The organism is Serratia sp. PL7 (assembly GCF_945957435.1).
The window spans coordinates 290,303-308,510 of the sequence record NZ_CAMFLB010000006.1; the positions used below are offsets into that span (position 1 = coordinate 290,303).

Below are 18,208 nucleotides of genomic sequence, written 5' to 3' on the forward strand. Positions count from 1 at the left end.
GTCGTGATAAATCGATAAATTTTTTCAGGCGATCGCTGGTCAATCTCAGCCAGTGATCTGCGGCCAATGTTCGCATTGTCACTATGCTTTCGGGTTGCTTGCTACAGTAGGATAATTCCATTTTCCGGTCTCCCAGATGATCCTGTCATCGACCAACCAACAAACTGAAACACTATTTCAAATTATTATATCTGAAATTTTTCCAACGTCATTCAGCGGATGGCAAAAGTGTGACCAAAGTAGAAACGTTGTTTTGATTTTTTTATTTAAAAACAAAAATTATCAAAACCACGCACCGAAGCCAGCACAAGGCAATGAAAAATAAGGATATTTTTTCTTGACGGATTTGTAGCGACAAGGATAGCAATGTTGATGAGATCGGTTAGTCAATTGTAGGTAGGTAGAATCAGCGGATTTGAGTCGAGAAGGGAAGTATGAACGTCGTCATTGATGGTTACATTTGTGATTTAAGGTGATTGGCAAGGGGCGAGAGCCTAACTGGGAGGGAGAAGAATAGACGGCCTTGCTACTCTATGGATAGCAAGCAAGGCCGTGCGTTAAATCAGGCGTCTTCCTCGCCAGAGCTGGCTCTGCTTTCGCGCGGCAGCGGCTTACCGTGATCCTGGCCGTTATTACGCGTCAGCCACAGAGATAATGCCTTCAGCGAATCGGGGGTGAACTCGTCGCAGCGGGCGGTGATCTCCTCTGGCGTCAACCAGCTCACTTCAGCCACTTCTTCTTCCTGCAGGGCAAACGGGCCATTGGCGACGCAGCTAAATAACGCCCCCCAAATACGGCACTGTTCCTCTTCAAAGTAGAACAGGCCATGTTCGGCAAACGGGATCCCGGCAATACCCAGCTCTTCTTCCGCCTCACGGCGGGCAGAGTCCAACACGTTTTCCCCGCTTTGTACCACGCCCCCTGCGGTGGCATCCATCCAACCCGGGTAAAAATCTTTGGTGTCAGTGCGCCGCTGCACCAGAATTTTCCCCATGCCATCATGCACCACAATATAGGTCGCACGATGACGCAGCCGTTGGGCACGCATCTGTTGACGACTGGACTGAGCAATCACTTCGTTTTGCTCGTTGACGATATCAACCCACTCGGTATCTGCAGCCTGATCCTGTTCCGCCATCCTGTAAAACCTTCTTTTTTGGGCGCGATGCATGCCGCGCACGGGTTATGCTTCAATTATTTTTGGTATGTGTCCCAGCTCTGCCAAGGAACAACCCTGGCTGCCATTTTCGAGCTATCGGGTCTATAAAATTAGTGCGTTAACGCCACCTCTGCAACAACCTTGCCGTTGTGCAACTCGAGCACGCTCAAGACGTCGTCTGCCAGTATGCCATAGCTGGCTGGAAAACCCCCTTTCGGGATGCTGACCGAGCCCGGATTAAAGCAGTAGATATCCCCTTGCCTTTGTGCCTGGGGCAAATGCGTATGGCCATACACCAGCACGTCTCCGCGCGTTAAAGGCGGTAATGTGTTGGGATGATAAAGGTGCCCGTGGGTTAAAAACAATCGTCTTTTGGCTAATAGCACCTGTTGGTAAGGGGCCATCATCGGGAAGGAAAGCAGCATCTGATCGACTTCACTGTCGCAATTACCGCGAACGGCAACGATCTTGTCACTAACGTGATTCAATCGTTCGGCCACCTGCGCGGGCTGATAATTATCTGGCAAGGCGTTACGCGGACCGTGATTAAGCAAATCCCCCAACAGTATCAACCAATCGGCCTGGCTTTGAGCAAACAATTCGAGGATTTTGTCGGTGGCGGAGAGTGAACCATGCAGGTCCGAGGCGAACATCAGCTTCATAATCTTTCCTTTAACACGGAATATGAAACCATTTTAACGTAGCTGGGGTAGACAACAAGCGGTGGGTAAAACAGGTGGCCGATATTCGGCCACCTGAAGAACATCAGGCGCGGGCCAGCAGTTCTTTGACAAACGCCACAATCTCCGGCTTTTTGCCGTTGGAGAACAGGCATTCCTGGAAGCGAGGGCCGCTAACGGCGGTCTTCACCAGCTCTGGATCGATGGCACGCAGCGTATCAAGGTAGTTGTCTTTGATCACTGCCTGCTTAACCTGATTGAGGATACCGGCGTTACGAACCTGAGGTTCCTTACGTTCTACCGGATAACCTTCACCTTTACGCCCGGTAAAGGCCTTCTCAAAGATATAGCGCACGTTCAACTCTGCACCCCAGCCAAAGCCTTTGGCAAACGGCAGAGACAGCGCATTACCGTTGTTGATCTGAGCGAACAGGAAAGCATCCGCAGGATCGATACAATAGCCGCACACTACGCCAGGATGAATGTTCAGTGACATCAAGGCGCCCTGCCCGGTACCGCAGCCGGTGACCACAAAGTCGACCGCTTCGGCGTTCAACAGAATGCTGGCCATAATCCCTAAATGGATATAGGTCAGATGGTGATCCTGCTCATCGCTCATACCCACGTTGAACACCGCATCATGATTGCCAGCCGCAACCGCCTGCAATTGTTCGAGAACCAGCGCATTTTTACCCGCCTGGCTGTTTTCCATCATCAGTGCAATATTCATCTTTCGCTCTCCGCAAATAAAATCAATCGGTTATTCTTTGTCTGGTTAGCGAGCCAACCAGCCGCCATCTACCGCTACGGTGTAGCCATTGATGTAATCCGACGCTGGTGACGCCAGGAATACCACCGGCCCCATCAGATCTTCTGGCAGGCCCCAACGGCCAGCCGGGATACGCTCGAGGATTTCCTCACTACGAGCCTGATCGTCGCGCAGTTGGCGAGTATTGTTCGTCGCCATATAGCCAGGAGCCAACGCGTTCACGTTGATACCGTGGCTGGCCCATTCGTTGGCCAACAGACGGGTAACCCCCATCACGGCGCTCTTGGACGCGGTATAAGACGGCACACGGATGCCGCCTTGGTAAGACAGCATGGAGGCGATATTGATGATCTTGCCGCCGGTGCCTTGGGCAATAAACTGGCGGGCCACCGCCTGAGACATGAAGAACACCGTCTTGATGTTCAGGTTCATCACGTCATCCCAATCTTTTTCGCTAAACTGCAGCGCATCCTGGCGGCGAATGATGCCCGCGTTATTAACCAGAATATCAATATGGCCGAATTCGGCCACCGCGCGCTCCAGCAGCTCAGGCAGCACTTCCAGTTTGCTCAGGTCGGCTTTCAGGCTCAAGAAACGACGCCCCAGCGCGGTGACTTTGGCGATGGTTTCTTCCGGCTCAACCACGTTAACGCCAACGATATCACAACCCGCTTGAGCCAGCCCTATGGCCATCCCCTGTCCCAACCCGGTGTCACAACCGGTCACAATCGCCACTTTACCCTGTAATGAAAAATTATCGAGAATCATGCTCTTGTCCTTAGTACTCAGGGCATCAGCGGCCCTTGTCAAAAGTGGGGATAGCGTTGCAATCCCGCCAGTGTCCGCAGCTTGCTGCCATACAGGGGGAGCGATATTGCCCGCCCCTGTCATCATGATGGCGCAAGTCTAACGCTTATCCCTGACGTGATCAATAAAATTGAAACAATGTTTTAATTTAAATGAAAGTAATTTTTGATTGTGTGATGTGTGCCGTTTTCACCAGGGAAAAGACGACGCCGCAGGTTCATCACATACGGCGTCTCTAAAGAGGGTCATTTCACTGCTGATAACATAAAGGCATTGTTGTCGGCGATGTTCCCCACCACCGCATCGGCATATTCTCCCGGCTTGCTGCGCAGCGAGACGTTGCCGCTGAATACACCCTGCTTATCCTGCGTGGTATATGGGCCCGGGCGGAAAATGTAGTTAAACCTCTGGTTATCAATCGCCATATTGTTGGTCACTTGCAGTGCGCCAGGGTTGAAGTTGTCGGTAAACCCATCCATGCCGTTTTCAATGGCGAGGCTGTTAGTCACCTGATGGGCCACTGGCAACCCTTCTCCCCCCAGTTTGAAACCATTATTGACATTGCGCAGCGCGACGCTGTTCTCAATGATCACCTTACCGTTCGGGCCATCCTCAATCTTGTTAAACAGATCAAAACCGTCATCTACGTTGTCATGGGAGAAGCAGGCGACTAGCCGATTTCCCTCACCCACACGCATTTTGACGGCAAACCCATCCGCATTGATCAGACCTGGATCCTTGTTGGCGTATGATTCGGAATGGGTGATCAGGTTGTGGCTGGCCCATAGTGGTCGATCGGCGTTGGCCGGGGAGGAAATGACAATTCCGGTATCATCCGCATGGTGTGCCACCACCCGATCAAGGTGGTTATGGCTGCCCGTAATACGCAGGCTTTTTTCCGTTACCGTGATGCCCTGAATATCCCAATGGCTGGCTTCCAGTTCCATCCCGTGCAGCACCACTTCATCCCCAAGCGGCCGGAGCTTTTTGGCATGCTTGGCAGTGCCACTGGCTACGGCAGGTATGACAGCCAAGGGATAATCCCCCGCCGCCAGCCAAAGCGTGCCGCCCGGCATTAATGATTGCACGGCGGTGGCAAAATCCAGCGGGTGCTGCTGGCTGCCATCATTTTCGGCTTTGCCCTGTGGCGCAGCATACAGATTAGCGGCGTCGGCATAGCGCGCTTTGCGCACCAGCAACTTGTCACTCTGAGCGTTGCCTTTTACCGTGGTGAAACGGTAATCCAGCGCGGTTTCGGCCTTCTTCAACACAACCTTCACCGCCAGCATCTCCCCAGCAGGTACCTTACGCTCTGCGGCAATGACCACGCCGTCCTGGCTTAGCGACAGAGTGCCACTCTCATTACTGCGGAGCTGGAAGACGTAATCCTCCGTGGCGGATATTGGCGCAGAACCGATCTCGATCTGCAGCGGCATCGCTTTAACCGCGAACTCTTGTGCCGCCGGAAGCTGACTTTCGCTGAGCGTCAGGCTGGCCTGTGTGACGGTAATGCGTGCGTTACGTGAAGCAAAGAAGCCCACGTAGTAACCTTCAGGATCCAGCTTGGTGACGCGGTGCGGATCGTTGGTCGTTTTACTGACCCAATTGTCGCTACCTAGCGGGGCGTAGGCCGCGGTAAACCCCTGATCCGTGCGAGCCAGACGCAGCCGGAAGCTTGGCGTTTTTTGCAGATCGACCTCGGGCTGATAGCTCTCACGTTTGATCTCGACACCCGCGTTGCCCCAGGAGTTGAGCACGCCATTGCGGGAAATCAGCGTCATTTTGACCCGCTGATGATCCTTTTTATCCTGCGTCATGATGGCATTCATCACCATGTTGGATGCCGCCGGAAACTCCTCATAACCCTGCTGGATCTTCTCCAACCTTGGTTTGCCGAGGATATCGCGGATCAGCAATCCCGCCCCCTCCTGCCCGGCGGGCAGAGCCATATTTTCCGGGCCAAACTGATCGACCGTCACCTCCGCCTCCAGAACCACATTGGCATTGGCAGGAACGCGCGTGTAGTAGAAGGTCAGGCCATCATGACTATTGCCGATTTTGCCCCCACGGCTTTCAACGTGGAACGGCATTTTCAGCGGCCCGGCCAGCATCGGCTTACCGTTGGCCATCGTCACCTGATTGGTGCCCACTTTTTCCGGCAGCACGTTGGTGGCAAAGTTGACATCCGTTGACTGGCCAAAAGCGACGGCCTGCCAAACCAGTTCATTAGCGGCAGGCAGCGGTGCGGCGACACCGTGATGACACACGCTGGCCAGAGCAATTAATAACGACAGAGGTACGATCTTCATTTCCCTTTCCTTGTTTTTAATAGGTAGGGATCCCCCCGCCATGTTGGCGAGAAGATCCTGTTACTGGGTTTTGGTGAGATCAGGCCGGTTAGGCCGGTTTATACACAGGGGCAGAAACTTCAGGAGTGATATTCATCTTCTGGCAGATCTTGCTGTTGCCCCAGCACTGTTCGTAGGGCAGCCCCACCAGTTTCTCGATGACCAGGCGAACGTCGGGTTTGATATCGCCGATCTTGCCGCCAGCCTTGATGCGGGCCACTTCGTACAGCACCACCTGGTGAGTTTGGCGGTTAAGCGTCATCTGGCTACTAAAGACAATCGCCATCAGCGCCAACAAGATCACACCAGCAAAGAACACCCAGGAGATCGCGGTAATGGCGGTTTCCGGCTGAGTATGAGACTTGGACTGGAAGCCGTAGTAACTGAGGATCGCCCCCATGGTGAAGACGATAATCGAACGCATAATCTTGCCGGAGAAGGTCATCGCCCCAGCATAGATCCCTTCGCGACGGCGACCGGTAAAGACCTCATCCACGTCCGCCAGGAAGGTATATACCGTCCAGGGAATGTAATACACGCCGCCGGTGCCCAGGCCGAAGATCACGGTGATGCCGATGATGGCAGCAGTGGCAATATGCGCAGGCAAGTTAAAGAAGTGCAGCAGGGAATAGCAACAGACCGCAAACATCACGATACCGAGCGCCCAGGAATAAGGTTTACTGAAGCCTTTTTTCACGCACAGACCAATAAAGATGGCGGTCGATATCAGCTGTAAGATGGCATTCAGGCTGTTCAATCCGGCCAGAATGGCGGGATCGTATTGCAGCACGAAGATCACGAAATAGGTGAATACCGAGGCAAACAGCCATTCCGCACCAAAGCCGAACAGATACATGCCCAGATGCTTGCGAAATACCCGCAGGTAGAAGGTCGATTGCATATCCCGCGCCAATGAAGCCAACGTTTTGAGCAACGATTTCTTATGCTTAACCTCCGCTATCGCTTCATCCTTGCGTTCCCAGGAGAACAGATACAGCACGGTGATGGCAACAAACAGGATCACCCCATAGGTGATACCGGTATACAGAAAAGGCTGGGCCGACTCTTTGCCGTAGAGCAGAATAAATTGCCCAGGAATAAACGCCGCCAGAAAGTTGGCCATCTTGCCAAAAATCGCTTTATAGCCGGTCAGCTTGGAGCGCATGGCGAAATCATCGGTCATTTCGGTCGCCAGCGTCTCGTAAGGCACCATTACCGAGGTATAAATCAGTTCGAAAATGACGTAGGTGGCGAGGTAGTACCAAAAACCAAAGCCCTCAACCCACAGCAGCGGGTAAAAGACCATCAATGGCGCACCGATCAGCAAGAAGAAACGGCGCCGACCAAAGCGCTTACCGAGCCAGGTATTGCCAAAGTTATCGGTCAGATAGCCCATCACCGGGTTGCTGATAGCATCGATGACGCTCGCAACCGAGAAGATGAATGACGCCTCCAGCAGCGTCAGCCCACAGAACGTGGTGTAAAAATAGAGCAGCCAGGCACCGCTGATTGCCAGCGCGCCGCTGCCCAGCAGGTTCCCCCCGCCATAAGCCAGCTGATGCCCGAGCCTGACCGTTCTTCCCTTACCCAGAGCGTTAATACCATTAGTTGTCATCGTTTCTTCTCGCAAACAAAAATAATGAACTGCAATTTCATTTTTACAGGAATAACGTTTTATACTTTTAGGCGAGTTATAATGTTGTGATGAAAGTCACATAAAAAATAAGGGGATATCATTTAGCCATTTTTAAAACGCGGGCAGCATCTGGCCGCAGCCCCAGCATCAGGGATTGCCCATGCGTTATCTTTCTATAATGGCGAGCATGCAACGGCGTCATGCTGGTTGGCTATGAGCAAAACCGCGATCCGCCATCAATCGGGCAAAGCGCAACGATTTATGCGATGCAGCTCTCATAAATCAACCGTTCGGGTTGGCCTAATTCGTCACTTTGATATCATTTTTCTAAATTTATGAAACAATGTTTTATTTAATTAAATGATCGCCCGAACAGCGGCGGTTTATCGATAAGGTTAAGGGAGGCCATCGTGGCTAAAGGTTCAATCCACCAGTTCAATTTCCATCGTACAACCGATGCCGGTACCGGCGCACAACTCACTCGCCTGACACCGCCTGAAGTGCTGTGCCACCGCAATTATTTCTACCAGAAATGTTTCACCAACGACGGCAGTAAACTGTTGTTTGCTGGTGAGTTTGACGGTAACCGCAACTACTACCTGCTGGATCTGCAACTGCAGCAAGCGGTGCAACTGACCGAAGGCCCGGGCGACAATACCTTCGGCGGTTTTTTATCCCCGGACGATCGTTTCCTGTATTACGTGAAGAATGAGCGTGAGTTGCGCCGGGTAGAACTGAGCAACTGCAATGAACAAACCGTGTATCGAGTGCCTGAAGAGTGGGTTGGCTACGGTACCTGGGTTGCCAACAGTGAATGCACCAGCCTGGTGGGCATCGAAATTGATCGCCAGGATTGGCAACCGCTGACCGACTGGAAAATTTTCCACAGCTTCTTCACCAAAAACCCGCATTGCCGCCTGCTGCGTGTCGATTTGGCCAGCGGTGAATCACGTGTGATCTATGAAGACCGCCTCTGGCTGGGCCACCCAATCTATCGCCCATACCATAGCGACTGCGTCGCCTTCTGCCACGAAGGGCCGCACGATCTGGTAGATGCCCGCATGTGGCTGATCAACGAAGACGGCAGCAATATGCGCAAGGTAAAAACTCATGCCCCAGGCGAAAGCTGCACCCACGAATTCTGGGTGCCGGACGGTTCGGCCCTGATGTACGTCTCTTATTTGAAAGGCCAGCAAGAGCGCAACATCTGCCGTTACGATCCACAAACCGGGCAGGACGAGATCGTGATGACCATGCCAGCCTGTTCGCACCTGATGAGCAACTACGACGGCAGCCTGTTAGTGGGTGACGGTTCGGCTACGCCGGTCGATATCAAGGATTCTCAAGGCTACACCATTGAGAACGACCCGTGGCTTTACGTGTTCGACGCCAAACAAAAACGTCAGGCACGCCTGGCCGCGCATAACAGCTCATGGCGCGTGCTGAATGGCGACCGTCAGGTAACGCATCCGCACCCATCCTTTACCCCGGACAACCGGCAAGTGCTCTTCACCTCCGATTTTGAGGGTGAACCTGCGCTGTATCTAGCCCGCTTGCCGGAAGATCTCTTTGCTTGATGGCACTATTTGATTGAGGAACAACCATGTTTATCTACAAACAGGATTGTGCGTTAGAAGATTTAGGGAACGGCGTGACACGCCGTATTCTCGCCCATGGCGGCACCATGATGGCGGTGGAGGTCAACTTTAGCCAAGGTGCTGTCGGCCCGTTGCACAGCCACCCGCACGAGCAACTGACCTACGTACTTTCCGGCCGCTTCAGCTTCACCATCGATGGCGTCACCAAGGAAGTGGCTGCCGGAGATACCTTGTACAAAAAACCCGACGTGGTGCATGGCTGCGTCTGCCTGGAGGCCGGAACCTTACTGGATACCTTCACTCCACAGCGTGAAGATTTCCTGAAGTAATCTCATGTGCTCCCGGCCATCATGCCGGGAGCATTTGACCCCCAATAAGCTGTAGCAATTCCCCCCCTCCTCTTGCATAAAATTGCCCTGTTCCCCTTGCCCACACCATCAATATGCCTGCCGCCAAACCGACCACAGACGAGAAATATCAATAATTCATATTTCAAACAATTAAACACTCACACATACATTCAATGAATATATATGAGTCATTCTCAGTAATTGACCGATAAGTTAAGGATTGTTCTTATCTTTTGATTTCATTGAAATAATTAGTAACTTATCGATAAAATCAATTGTTTTTGTAATATCGATCTATTTTATTGATCATTAAAAACATCTCTGCTATCCTATGTAATATAAATTTTCAATATAAATCAATGGAATGAGTAAATATCATGGCTTACTGCGAGTATGTCGCCTATTGCCCACATTGTGATATTTCCATAGAGCTGACAGGGAACGTTCCTCCCTATGTTGAGGGGGCGGGCTGCTGTTGGATGTGCAGCAAGAAACTCATCCTGATTTTCAGAAAGTCGGCAAAAAACCGTGCACGCCATCGACAAGATTGCGGCTCATCCGCCAACCCGCGCACCAGATAGGATTATTACTGATTAGGATGATCAACTATGCCTGATATTCATATCTACACGGTGAGTAATGACCGCTATTTCTCCGCTGGCTTACACGCGCTGCTTAGGCACGGTGAAACCTTGCCCCACAATAAAATAGCGTTGCATGAATTACCCTTCGAGAAAGAGACATTTGAGGCTCACACGCTGCCGAAGCTGAAAAATAGCGCCTGTGATTTTCTGATTTTGGATTGCAGTTGCGGCTTTATTAATTATTACGGCGCCTGTTACGCGCTCTATGCCGCCCTTGAGCAGGGCACGCTGGAGGCCAGGATCATCTTGATGTATGAAAACAGCCTGTGCCTGACCAACCCGGATATGTACAACCATTTTATCACTCTGGATAAAAATGCCTGCGTAGAGGATATCTTGCTAGCGATATCCCCTCGCCAAACGGTGCAGGATGAGTTTGATGCCGAGGAAGAGGAAGCCACAAGCCGGCAGTATCTGACCGGCCGAGAGCTGATCGTCATCAACGAAATCTACAGCGGTGCACAGCCTTATGAGATCGCCAAAAAGCTCAAGCTCAGGCTAAAAACCATCAACTGCTATAAAAACCGGGCGATGAAAAAGATTTGTAGCAAAAGAACGTTGGATGCATACGCATAACGGCCTGTTCGCCAGGTTGGTTCCCCCTTTATCGGCGGCGGTTTCACCTTGTTCGGGGTACTCCGCCACGACGAAAGCCGGGAGCCAACATCACGAGATCATATAGGCTGTCTCGGCATCCATCTTTAACTGAACCCCTTGTGACTTCTATGCCCAACCAGATCTGAAAGTCTGCTCAGTGCCAACAGCGGACGTTATGCTAATCATTGATGAGATGATTCGGTTGGAGCGTACGCTTAGCCAGTTTCTTTTTCAGAATGATAACCATGATTGGGAACCCTGATGCGGAAATTGCACATACCCCCAGCAACGTGTTCATATTTTGTGGTGCTATGGCGTGCCCAGGTAATAGAAAAGCTGACAGAAAAAATGCGACCGTTGTGATCATGTACATTATTGATGACTGCAATGAAGAGAATCCTGCTCGTTGCCTGTCATCAGGAAACTGAATGGTCAGCGCCGAGGAGGAAACCAGACGACTGTATGATGCACCGAGAAATACAGTAATAAATAGCCCCGCATGCGGATAGCCCAGAATGGGTATTAGCAAACTCACTATAAAGACGATGGTTGACCCTGTAGCCAGAACCAAAGCAGAGAAACGGGAAGTTAACGCGCCTGTCATTTTTGTTGACAGGTATCCTGCAATGCCCCCGGCGAAAAACAGCCATGGCAGCAGGTCTTGAGAGGCGCCCAGCAGTTGGGTCATTAATGGTACCAGAACAGGAATGATCAGCATCGGGCTAAATTGTACCAGCGCATTACTGGAAGCGAACAGCAAAGTATTAACGTCGAGTGGCAGTGCGTGGGGTGTGTCGAAAGAGAGTGGATCCGGAGGGATGATGGAAACAATCAGTGGCAATGCCAACAAACACAGCGTACTGATAAACCACAAAGCGACATGCCAGCCGTAATGAGCACACAAAAATAGTATCGCGGGCATTCCGACAATGCTTACCATCGAAAATGATGCAATGACCGTCGCCAACATTTTTCCGCGCAAGTTAGCCGGTGCGAGATTTATCAATATACTGATACCCACCCCCATTGTTGTGCCTCCTACCAGTCCTGCGCAGAATCGTAATGCAAGCAGAAGACTAAAACTGGAGGTGAATGTCGTCAAAAATGTCAGTATCCCCAGGAGTGCCATATTGACGAAGAGAAAACGTTTCTTGTTGAAACGACCAATACAGTAAAAGGCGATAATTCCCGAGAGGACTGCCCCGGAGGTGTACATGCCGGATACGTAGCCTGAGAATGATACGGGAACGACGAAGTCTGCTGCCATAAAAGCAAAAACAGGGTTGAACATCATATATTCCAGTGCATTCGTGAACTGGATAAAAGCCATGACAACCGCCATCCGGATGAGGGCTTTATGATTAAACGTTGTTGTGACCAGTGACATAGCAAGCGACCTGTGGATGAAAGATATCTGAGTTTAACTGCTATCAATGCAGCTCATTAGATGGTAAAACTGACACTTATTGTTATCATTTATGGGATAGTTTATGCGGCCAGCTCTTGATTTTAATACCCTGAAAGTTTTCATTGCGGTGGTTGAAAGAGACAGTTTTGTTGGGGCATCGAAAATCCTTGAAATGCCGACATCAAACGTGAGTCGTTGTATTTCTCAGTTAGAAGACAGACTGAATCTTCAGCTTATTGAGCGCAACACCCGACATATGAAACTCACCCAGGCGGGACACCTGCTCTATACCCGGGCGAAGCCATTACTGGAAGCGCTTGAGCAGACTGAAACAGAATTAACGTTGCGGCAAATGCAGCTCAAGGGGCCACTACGTATCTGTATTCCCAATGAAATAGGTCCTGCACTGCTGGGTTCTGTGGTTGCCGATTTTGCCTGCCAGCACCCGGATCTGGAAATTAGCTGTGTCACAAATTTGTCTGGTTTTGAATCCCTGCGAGACGACCTGGATTTAGCCATCATTGTGAGCCGTGGCCAACTGGATGACAGTGATTACATAGCCCGTCATCTGGTGACAATCCCTTGCACTATCGTTGCAGCCCCCTCCATCATTCAGCGTTATGGCATCCCTTCTCGTATACAGCAATTTGAAGAATTACCCTGTATTACCACGGTAAATGCACTTAAAGGTGCTCCCTGGCAGTTTATGAATAAAAAGGGGGGATTCGAGACGATTAAGGTTAAAGGCCATTACAGGGTAAACAGCGGAGAGATGGCAGGATGCGCGGCGGTAGCGGGTGTTGGTTTCGCCATTCTTTCGAAACAGGCCTGCCAACCCTACATCGACGATGGACGGCTGATCGAGATTAAGTTTGAACAACCGCCAGCCCCACTTCAATTGTTCGCACTTTATTCTGACAGGCGTTATTTGCCAGCTAAAACGCGAGCGCTCATTGATTACATACAGCAGAATTTGAGCAATACATCCTTAGCAACCTAAGACTACATTAAACAGCCACAGAGAGTCCTGGTGTTACACTAGTCTCTAAATGCACAATGTCTGCTACTCGCTCTTAGCTGACGCGGTTCCGCCCTGTGGACTGCTAAGTTCCTGAAGCGGGCTTTGCAAACACTAGGTCGCGTCAATCAATGGGAAGCATATAACACCAATATGCTTTCCTGTTCCAGACTCAAACGAACTTATCCAACGCATCAGAACTGTTTCCTCAGTCATAACTAGCCACAGCAGAGAACACCGACTAAATAGGGTTCTAGTGGCGTTGGATAGGACTTCCGGTGGTTCTTGGGCAAACTTGTGTCTGTAAGCCATTCATATGAATTAAGCCTATTAGTTTGATGGGATTAGGCGCTCGACACGATTCAACAGATTGCCCCGCCTACCAGGCTTGGAAGGAGGCCGATAAGAAGGGAAATTGGCTATCTCATTCTTGAACGCTTTGTTGAAAAATGAAGCTGTTCACAGCCTGAAGTGAACATTTCCTATCAGAGAAATTTCCCGATCTCTATGAAGCATAACCGTGCTAGCTCTCACTAAATGAACAAATTCAGGTTGTTGCCATTTTCCACATGCATTAAAGTATCTTATATATTATAAATATTTTATTTGCATAGATTGGGATGTATTCACGCCGTCAATAAGGAAATATGAACATGGATGCGAGTGGCCTGCGGTTTACGTTAAGTGTGGGGAACCTGCCATCTAAAACCTTCGTGGTATCAGGTTTTACGTTGCACGAGCAATTTTCTGCCCCTTTCACGCTTGAACTGGAGGTTGCCAGTGCCAGCCCCAATGTGGAGTTCCGCTCAATTCTAGACAATACCGCCACGCTGACCATTTGGCGTGAGACAGAAGTACAGCGTATCGTGAATGGCATTGTTACTTCCGTCGAGCAAGGCGATTCAGGACTTCATCAAACACGTTACCGACTCAGTGTGCGGCCCGCCCTCTGGCGAGCAGGATTAAGACAAAACTCCCGCATTTTTCAGCAACAGGGTTTTCTGGAAATTCTTGAAACCTTGATGAAAGAAAATAAGATCAGTGACTATGCCCATGCTTTTCGCTACAAGCATGCACCCAGAGAGTTTTGTGTTCAGTATAATGAAAGCGATCTGGATTTCCTTCATCGAATGGCGGCAGAAGAAGGCATCTATTATTTCCTCGAGCATGAGAATGACAGGCACACGCTGGTCTTTGCCGACGATAACATCATCGTGAATGACGGGCCGACGCTACCCTACTACCCAGATCAACAACAAACCTCACTCGATGAACCTTGCATTACCACCTTCAAGCGCCGGGAAAGTCTGCGCCCTTCAGAGGTATTGCTGAAAGATTACACCTTTAAAAACCCCTTGTGGGCCGCTGAATATCGCGATCGCGCTCGAGATGATGAACATCAGTCAGGGGAATATCTGCATTATGATTATCCTGGCCGCTATAAAGACACCGGTCCAAGCGGGGAAAAGTTTTCCCAATGGCGCATTCAGGCACTACGTAATGATGCCCATCAGGGCGAAGGGGCTAGTAATTGTACTGCTCTACAACCCGGTGTGCGCTTTACCCTAGAAAACCATCCACTGGACACACTGAATACAAGCTGGCAAGTCACCCAGGCCATCCATAGCGGGCAACAACCCCAAGCTCTGGAAACTATATCGGGTGGGCAAGGCACAACCATAACCACTCAGTTTGCGTTTATTCCCAATAATCAGACATGGCGCCCACTTTCACGGCCAAAACCACGCATTGACGGAGCCCAGATTGCGATTGTCACTGGTCCACCCTCAGAAGAGATTTATTGTGATCCTTATGGTCGGGTCAAGGTGCGTTTTCTTTGGGATCGTTCAGGGAAAGACGATGATACCAGCTCCTGTTGGATACGGGTATCGCATCCCTGGGCGGGGCCTCGTTGGGGGATGTCGGCCATTCCGCGCATTGGTCATGAAGTGATTGTTGAATTTTTAAACGGTGATCCTGATCAGCCGGTGATAATCGGCCGCACCTATCATGCCAACCATCTGCCTCCTGGTAATTTGCCAGGCAGCAAAACCCAGATGTCGATCCGTTCAAAAACCCATAAAGGCGAAGGATTTAACGAACTACGTTTTGAAGATGAAAAAGATAATGAAGAAGTCTTCATTCACGCACAAAAAAACATGGCGATACGGGTACTCAATTCGAAAGACGAACGGGTGAACTACAACCGTAGCAGCAGTATCGGGCATGATGAAGAACTGGTGGTTGCCAACGATCGAAAAGTGACGGTTGAAGGTAATCAGGATCAGAAAATCACCGGTAACAATCTGGTGATGACGGAAGGCGACCGAGGTATACAGGTCAAGGGCGATCTGGCACAGAAAGTTAGCGGCGTGTTCAGTGTGGACAGCAACGGCGATCTGACGCTACAAAGCAATAGCAAACTGACGCTGAAAGTGGGTGGAAGTTTTGTTGTTATTCATGCCGGTGGCGTAGATATCAAGGCCCCCTCAATTAATCTGAATTCTGGTGGTAGCCCTGGTGATTTACTGACCCCAGCCAGCCCGGCAGTTTTAAAAGCAGCGGCACTTGCAGGTTCAATGTTTGTCGCACATTGCCCACTGAAGGATAGCTAAGGTATGGAAGAACATAAACTGTACGCTATTATTGACGGTGCGTTAGAAGCCGATCTCCACCTTATGCTCGAGCGTTATAATCCCCCGCACTGTTGTCTGTATGCCGAGCCGGTGCAACCGGAACTCCTTGAGCTTGCTCCCTGGTTGGTTATGGTCGATCAGCAGGTTGAAGCCTGGCTGGGGACTCGCGAAACGCCATGGGGAATTTATATCTATTCAAAGGCCAATATAAAATCGTTGCGTCAACATTTACGCAAATATTTACACGTATTGCTCCCTGATCAGGAAAAACCAGTCTATTTCCGTTTTTATGATCCACGTAATATCTGGGATTTTCTTAAAGTATTATCTGACTGGGATGTACATACCTTCTTGGGACCTATTACTAAAGTCAGGACATTATACAAAGCGGTTGAACGTGAAGATGACTTTTCGGCGATACGCGAACCATTTCCCAATGATGCAAAGTCGGGAAGGAAAATGCTGAAAATAACCGAGGCGCAGTACGGGGAAATCAATGCATTTGCGGAGAAGAGATATATTAACGTTCTGGCTTCAGATGTTGAGGCGTATTGGCTGTCAGGTCAAGAGGATATCGCTGAAGATGAGGACGATGACATCTTTAAAAGGATACATAATGGCACTTACTTCGATATAATAGATGAGAGCCCTACTATTTTCATATCGAAAAAAACGGCATGCAATGAAAAAAGGGATGCTTATTCCTTTGCTACCAAGTGCTTTTATTTCTGCAAGGAAAATACTATTACTGATGATCATTCAATAAGGGCAATGGTTCACCTTCTTCTCAAAAAAAACATATCTACTATCGATATGATGCCTGATGCATGGAAAAATAAACTTACAGAAAGTCAAGCGCCAGGATATTACCGGGTAGAATCTTTAATGCTCAGGGAATTAGGTGAAATCCCTGATGTGGCGCATTTAATCAAAGGAAGATAATATGGCCCGTTCTGTCGATGCAGGAACAGCCTGCGCAACCTGTAATAACCCGGACCCATGTATTCACGAGGTTGCGCTGGATTTTGATAAACAGCATCAAGTCTGGCCAGTCAAGCAGATGCTCTCGATGGATCTTCTGGATAAAGGTAAGGGGGCATCCGGCAGTATTAATATAACAACAAAGTGTAAAAAGGCAACTTCTCATACTGCTACACTTGAGAGCGTGAAATTTTCAGAAAAGATCCCACTCAACGCGAGTCAGGCAGTCACTTTGTTTTATAAGGATCAGAATCAGTCGCTGGTAGCAACCATGCCTTCAATCTGGTCATATTTATCTAATATTGCCAATCCAACTGATTTGTTCAATGACGGTAAACGCTATGATTTAGTCGTTAATGGCTGCGAAGGGAGACGTAATTACGCAACGCTCCGTGTTTTCCCTTCAGTGGAGTTTACCTACTCGGTTGCTTTTACGTATGCCTTCTCTCATAAGGAACGTACGATTAAAGAGCGCCGCGATGAACAGATAAAGGCACGTCAAGCCATGGAGAATGTTAAACCGAAAAATGGTAACAAACTCCGCTCCGGTTGGAAGACGCATACTGATAAATTCAGTTTGACACAAACTACATCGTTAGAGTTTACCTACGGACTAAAAGTTCAAGGTATGGATTACTCAAAAAAGTATGCTGACAAATATAAGAAAAACACCACAACCAAAACGCTGGATGCTATCTCTCGCATTGACAAATTGTTGAGTAATAGCCAAAAATATCTTCTTCCTGCACCGGAATCAATCGGAGCACAAAGCTATACTATCGCCGAACTGAAAGTAGAACCGATGAACGTGGGGGTTGCCTACGCCTATTCAAGATTGGATACAGTCGCTAGCAGTACACATTTTATTGGTTTCAATGCAGCCCCCTTTCTGGCCCTGACAGGCAAGCTAGATCTTATACAATTTGCAGCTGCTTACTGTAAAATTGATGCGCTAGCAAAAAAATGCCGTCAGGCACTGGCTCGTAAAAATGCCGGGGATAAAAACTATCTTGAAATTGAATGTTCCATATTGCTGAAATGCAGCCTATCTTTTCGTTTTGGTGCAGCATTAAAACAAGAAATATGGACGTTCTCCGCCGGTAGAGATAATGATCTGAAATTTAGTCTGGAAGGTAAGGTAAATGCGGCCTTTAAAACTAAGGTGATGATTATGGAGGTTGCACTCAATGCCAGTGGAGCGATCAAAACCGCCGCAGGGTTTAAGCTGGATCAGCATGATGATGGTATCGATTTGGTGGGCTACCATGATGGGATTGTGGCGGAGGTGGAGTTTAGTGCTGATGCTAGCTGGGGCGGTAAAGAGAAGGCAGAACCAGAGAGTAGCAGCAAATATGGCGCAAAAAAGAGATGGATTATAGCAGCTCCGTTGAAAGAGAGTGAGTCCGCCCTACGGGTGAACTTGATAGGCAAAGAGCGGCCGATAGTCAGGCCTAAAGTCATACCAGGCGAACCCTGGGCCATGGGTTCCAACCCTAAAGGGAACACTCTACCCAAACCGAATAATGAGCCTTGGGCAATGGGTTCCAATCCCAAATGGAATAAATAAACCGCAAAAC

14 protein-coding genes are annotated in these 18,208 nt (G+C 49.5%); 7 read left to right on the plus strand and 7 right to left on the minus strand.

Translation table 11 applies throughout. The features are described from left to right. Positions 1 to 562 precede the first annotated feature (562 nt). From yfcD to N6G83_RS25620, 6 genes are all read right to left on the minus strand, one after another. Entirely contained in the window at positions 563 to 1,138 is a 576-nt protein-coding gene (gene yfcD, locus N6G83_RS25595; RefSeq protein ID WP_199062433.1) for an NUDIX hydrolase YfcD, read from the minus strand. A 131-nt stretch (positions 1,139 to 1,269) separates the two neighbouring features. Continuing rightward, positions 1,270 to 1,821, minus strand: coding sequence for a phosphodiesterase (gene yfcE / locus N6G83_RS25600; RefSeq protein WP_024530674.1), 552 nt, complete (start codon positions 1,819 to 1,821; stop codon positions 1,270 to 1,272). 103 nt (positions 1,822 to 1,924) lie between these two features. After that, positions 1,925 to 2,569 (minus strand): RpiB/LacA/LacB family sugar-phosphate isomerase, encoded by a 645-nt coding sequence (locus N6G83_RS25605; protein ID WP_021178550.1) that lies wholly within the window; start codon positions 2,567 to 2,569, stop codon positions 1,925 to 1,927. Between the two features lie 45 nt (positions 2,570 to 2,614). Then, entirely contained in the window at positions 2,615 to 3,376 is a 762-nt protein-coding gene (gene kduD, locus N6G83_RS25610) for a 2-dehydro-3-deoxy-D-gluconate 5-dehydrogenase KduD (RefSeq protein ID WP_065683085.1), read from the minus strand. A gap of 284 nt (positions 3,377 to 3,660) precedes the next feature. Further along, positions 3,661 to 5,724, minus strand: a complete 2,064-nt coding sequence (locus N6G83_RS25615) for a right-handed parallel beta-helix repeat-containing protein (protein ID WP_211135529.1) — start codon at positions 5,722 to 5,724, stop codon at positions 3,661 to 3,663. Between the two features lie 88 nt (positions 5,725 to 5,812). After that, positions 5,813 to 7,378, minus strand: coding sequence for an MFS transporter (locus N6G83_RS25620; protein ID WP_211135530.1), 1,566 nt, complete (start codon positions 7,376 to 7,378; stop codon positions 5,813 to 5,815). A gap of 431 nt (positions 7,379 to 7,809) precedes the next feature. On the opposite strand from N6G83_RS25620, the gene N6G83_RS25625 reads away from it, so the two are divergent. From N6G83_RS25625 to N6G83_RS25635, 3 genes are all read left to right on the plus strand, one after another. Continuing rightward, a complete protein-coding gene (locus N6G83_RS25625; RefSeq protein ID WP_211135531.1) occupies positions 7,810 to 8,976 on the plus strand; it encodes an oligogalacturonate lyase family protein in 1,167 nt (388 codons plus the stop codon). Between the two features lie 26 nt (positions 8,977 to 9,002). Continuing rightward, positions 9,003 to 9,326: a cupin domain-containing protein gene (locus tag N6G83_RS25630; protein WP_021806015.1), complete on the plus strand. Its 324-nt coding sequence runs from the start codon at positions 9,003 to 9,005 to the stop codon at positions 9,324 to 9,326. A gap of 629 nt (positions 9,327 to 9,955) precedes the next feature. Beyond that, positions 9,956 to 10,567: a LuxR C-terminal-related transcriptional regulator gene (locus tag N6G83_RS25635; RefSeq protein WP_074028083.1), complete on the plus strand. Its 612-nt coding sequence runs from the start codon at positions 9,956 to 9,958 to the stop codon at positions 10,565 to 10,567. Positions 10,568 to 10,766: 199 nt separating this feature from the next. Here N6G83_RS25635 and N6G83_RS25640 read toward each other — a convergent pair whose 3' ends face one another. Beyond that, the gene (locus N6G83_RS25640; RefSeq protein WP_211136369.1) at positions 10,767 to 11,975 is read right to left on the minus strand and encodes an MFS transporter; all 1,209 of its coding nucleotides are present in this window, start codon (positions 11,973 to 11,975) and stop codon (positions 10,767 to 10,769) included. Positions 11,976 to 12,078: 103 nt separating this feature from the next. Between N6G83_RS25640 and N6G83_RS25645 the strand changes: the two genes are divergently transcribed. The 4 genes from N6G83_RS25645 to N6G83_RS25660 all read left to right on the plus strand — a co-directional run bounded on the left by N6G83_RS25645 (position 12,079) and on the right by N6G83_RS25660 (position 18,198). Further along, positions 12,079 to 12,996 carry a LysR family transcriptional regulator gene (locus tag N6G83_RS25645; protein ID WP_211136370.1) on the plus strand — a complete coding sequence of 306 codons (918 nt, stop codon included), beginning with the start codon at positions 12,079 to 12,081 and terminating at the stop codon, positions 12,994 to 12,996. Positions 12,997 to 13,667: 671 nt separating this feature from the next. Then, the gene (gene tssI / locus N6G83_RS25650) at positions 13,668 to 15,629 is read left to right on the plus strand and encodes a type VI secretion system tip protein VgrG (protein ID WP_211136371.1); all 1,962 of its coding nucleotides are present in this window, start codon (positions 13,668 to 13,670) and stop codon (positions 15,627 to 15,629) included. Positions 15,630 to 15,632: 3 nt separating this feature from the next. Beyond that, positions 15,633 to 16,592, plus strand: coding sequence for a DUF4123 domain-containing protein (locus tag N6G83_RS25655; RefSeq protein WP_211136372.1), 960 nt, complete (start codon positions 15,633 to 15,635; stop codon positions 16,590 to 16,592). A 1-nt stretch (position 16,593) separates the two neighbouring features. Next, positions 16,594 to 18,198 carry a hypothetical protein gene (locus N6G83_RS25660; protein ID WP_211136373.1) on the plus strand — a complete coding sequence of 535 codons (1,605 nt, stop codon included), beginning with the start codon at positions 16,594 to 16,596 and terminating at the stop codon, positions 18,196 to 18,198. Positions 18,199 to 18,208 lie beyond the last annotated feature (10 nt).

What these genes read in the sequence shown, in the direction of transcription:
- N6G83_RS25645 (WP_211136370.1), top strand. Translation starts at nt 12,079, where the DNA reads ATGCGGCCAGCTCTTGATTTTAATACCCTGAAAGTTTTCATTGCGGTG.
- N6G83_RS25655 (WP_211136372.1), top strand. Translation starts at nt 15,633, where the DNA reads ATGGAAGAACATAAACTGTACGCTATTATTGACGGTGCGTTAGAAGCC.
- N6G83_RS25640 (WP_211136369.1), bottom strand. Translation starts at nt 11,975, where the DNA reads ATGTCACTGGTCACAACAACGTTTAATCATAAAGCCCTCATCCGGATG.
- yfcD (WP_199062433.1), bottom strand. Translation starts at nt 1,138, where the DNA reads ATGGCGGAACAGGATCAGGCTGCAGATACCGAGTGGGTTGATATCGTC.
- kduD (WP_065683085.1), bottom strand. Translation starts at nt 3,376, where the DNA reads ATGATTCTCGATAATTTTTCATTACAGGGTAAAGTGGCGATTGTGACC.
- N6G83_RS25615 (WP_211135529.1), bottom strand. Translation starts at nt 5,724, where the DNA reads ATGAAGATCGTACCTCTGTCGTTATTAATTGCTCTGGCCAGCGTGTGT.
- tssI (WP_211136371.1), top strand. Translation starts at nt 13,668, where the DNA reads ATGGATGCGAGTGGCCTGCGGTTTACGTTAAGTGTGGGGAACCTGCCA.
- N6G83_RS25605 (WP_021178550.1), bottom strand. Translation starts at nt 2,569, where the DNA reads ATGAATATTGCACTGATGATGGAAAACAGCCAGGCGGGTAAAAATGCG.
- N6G83_RS25620 (WP_211135530.1), bottom strand. Translation starts at nt 7,378, where the DNA reads ATGACAACTAATGGTATTAACGCTCTGGGTAAGGGAAGAACGGTCAGG.
- N6G83_RS25630 (WP_021806015.1), top strand. Translation starts at nt 9,003, where the DNA reads ATGTTTATCTACAAACAGGATTGTGCGTTAGAAGATTTAGGGAACGGC.
- yfcE (WP_024530674.1), bottom strand. Translation starts at nt 1,821, where the DNA reads ATGAAGCTGATGTTCGCCTCGGACCTGCATGGTTCACTCTCCGCCACC.
- N6G83_RS25660 (WP_211136373.1), top strand. Translation starts at nt 16,594, where the DNA reads ATGGCCCGTTCTGTCGATGCAGGAACAGCCTGCGCAACCTGTAATAAC.
- N6G83_RS25635 (WP_074028083.1), top strand. Translation starts at nt 9,956, where the DNA reads ATGCCTGATATTCATATCTACACGGTGAGTAATGACCGCTATTTCTCC.